The organism is Mesorhizobium waitakense, assembly GCF_056431085.1.
The window spans coordinates 1-1,063 of record NZ_JBWKME010000248.1; the positions used below are offsets into that span (position 1 = coordinate 1).

Below are 1,063 nucleotides of genomic sequence, written 5' to 3' on the forward strand. Positions count from 1 at the left end.
TGGATGTGATTGTTTCGGGAGCGGCGAGCAGTTTGTGCCAAGCATCGCACGCGGCGTCGATAATTGCCTCGTAGCTGTCGAAGACGCGGTTTGAGAGCCAGTTCTGCCGCATGTACTGCCAGACATTCTCAACCGGGTTTAATTCGGGCGCACGCGGGGGCAGGAAGATCGGCGTGATGTTGCGCGGCATGTTGAGGTTGGCGGTGGTGTGCCATCCGGCGCGATCCATGATGAGCACGGCATGCGCGCCCTTTTCGACATGGCGGCTGATCTCGTCGATATGGAGTTGCATGGCCTCGGTGTCGGCAAATGGCAGCGCGAGAGCTGCGCCGGTGCCCCGAGCCGGGCAGATGGCGCCGAACAGATATGCGCTCTTGTATCGCTGGTCGGCTGGCTGTCGCGGCCGCGTGCCACGCCTGGCCCACTGCCTTGTGATGCCGTTCTTCTGACCTATCCTGGCTTCATCCTGGAACCAGAGTTCCACCTTCGTACGCGGCGGCAGGTCGCAAAGATGAGCCTTCAGCGTGCGCTGCCAATTTTTTTGAACGCTTCGATGATATGGGCGTCCTGCGCCGGGTGGTGCGGCCGTGCGCTCATATGCGAGAAGCCGAGCTTGTGCAGCAGCTTCCCGACATAGCGGGTATCGTAATCGATGCCGAAACGCTCCTTGATGACGCGCTTGAGGTCGATGCGCCGCCAGCGCACGACGCCGTCGACGGCGCGATCCGACCCCCTCTCCACGATTGCCGCCAGTTCAGCATTCTGTTCAGGCGACAGCCGGCACGGCGGGCCTGACGACCAGTGGTCGACAAGGCCATCGGGGCCGGCCGCGTTGAACCGGTGCACCCAGTCCCGCAGCGTCTGGCGGTCCATGCCGCCAATCCGCCCCGCATCCGCCCGGCTCATCCCGTCCAGTACCGCAGCGATCGACAACAGCCGGCTGCTCTGCCGCACATCCTTCGACCCACGCGCCAGGCGACGCAGTTCCGTCGCCGAATAGTCCGTTCGTAACCTCACCGCTGATCCCATGGCCGAATCTCCTTCGGCAACACGGAATCACGCT

The 1,063-nt window shown here is 63.3% G+C and carries 1 protein-coding gene; it reads right to left on the bottom strand.

Translation table 11 applies throughout. The features are described 5' to 3' along the window. Positions 1-1,029, bottom strand: a protein-coding gene (locus tag AC07FD_RS39590) for an IS630 family transposase (RefSeq protein WP_478354225.1) whose coding sequence is annotated in 2 segments (ribosomal slippage) — positions 1-543 and positions 543-1,029 — 1,030 coding nt annotated over the 2 segments. Because the reading frame shifts where the segments join, the coding sequence is not laid out codon by codon here. This gene is flagged as partial in the annotation. Positions 1,030-1,063: the final 34 nt, after the last annotated feature.